Origin of the sequence: Bradyrhizobium sacchari, assembly GCF_002068095.1 — a bacterium.
Lineage (GTDB): Bacteria > Pseudomonadota > Alphaproteobacteria > Rhizobiales > Xanthobacteraceae > Bradyrhizobium > Bradyrhizobium sacchari.
On sequence record NZ_LWIG01000053.1, the window covers coordinates 54,567 to 55,724 of the forward strand.

Sequence of the window (1,158 nt, forward strand, 5' to 3'; positions counted from 1 at the left end):
AGGCCCGCCGTCAGCGCCTTGAAGTAAAGCCCGGTGCCGCCGACGAAGATCGGCAGCCGGCCTGCGGCCTGGGCTTCCTCGAGCGCCTTCGCTGCGTCAGCAACCCAGGCGCCGGCCGAGAAATTCACGGCCGCATCGACATGGCCATAGAGGCGATGCGGAACGCGCGCCTCATCGCCATGGGTCGGACGAGCCGTGATGATGCGCAGGTCGCGATAGACCTGCATGGAATCCGCATTGATGACGGTACCGCTCGCGCTGAGGGCAAGCTCGAGCGCCAGCGCCGACTTGCCGCTGGCGGTCGGGCCTGCGATAAGCACGGCCTTGCCAATAGACCCTCTGCCGACTTGCCCCTCGCTCACGAAAACCTCAAATGTCCCTCGTCGCCACGCTGATCTGCAATCCCGACAATCCCGCGCTCGACTCTACCATCGTCGACGGCGCCCGCGCCGTGCTGCCCCAGGCAGCTCCCGCGCATTGGCTGTTCGACGGGGTTGCGGCCGACATTCCCTTCGGTGCCGACAGTAACCTCGAAGGCGACCGCCACGCCATCGAGCAGCGGCTCCGCGAGCTTCGCGGCGACCTGCCGATCGACATCGTGGTGCAGCCCGCCGGCTTCCGGCGCAAGAAGCTTTTTCTCGCCGACATGGATTCCACCATGATCGGGCAGGAATGCATCGACGAGCTCGCCGACCTGGTCGGAATGAAGGCCCATGTCGCCGCGATCACCGAACGGGCGATGCGCGGCGAGATCGAGTTCGAGCCGGCGCTGCGCGAGCGCGTCGCGCTGCTGAAGGGTCTTCCCGCCAGTGTCGTCGACGAGGTGCTGGACAAGCGCATTACGCTGACGCCTGGCGGCCGTCAGCTGGTCGCGACCATGCGCGCGCACGGCGCCTATACCTGCCTCGTCTCCGGCGGCTTCACGCTGTTCACGAGCGCGGTCGCCGCCAAGATCGGCTTCCAGGAGAACCGCGCCAACGAGCTGATCGTGCGCGACGGCAAGTTCACCGGCGAGGTCAGGGAGCCGATTCTGGGCCGCGCCGCCAAGCTGGCGACGCTGGTGGACCTCATGGAATCGTTCGATCTCGACGACGTGGACTCGGTCGTGGTCGGCGACGGCGCCAATGATCTTGCGATGATCCAAGCGGCGGGGCTGGG

Annotated in this window: 2 protein-coding genes; one reads left to right on the plus strand and one right to left on the minus strand. The window is 66.9% G+C overall.

Annotation, left to right across the window (positions count from 1 at the left end):
* Window positions 1–362 (minus strand): isopentenyl transferase family protein (locus A5906_RS45520; RefSeq protein WP_283807746.1); only part of this gene is annotated, 362 nt, incomplete at its 3' end.
* A gap of 11 nt (window positions 363–373) precedes the next feature.
* Here A5906_RS45520 and serB point away from each other — a divergent pair.
* Window positions 374–1,158 (plus strand): phosphoserine phosphatase SerB (gene serB / locus A5906_RS33405; protein ID WP_245327045.1); only part of this gene is annotated, 785 nt, incomplete at its 3' end.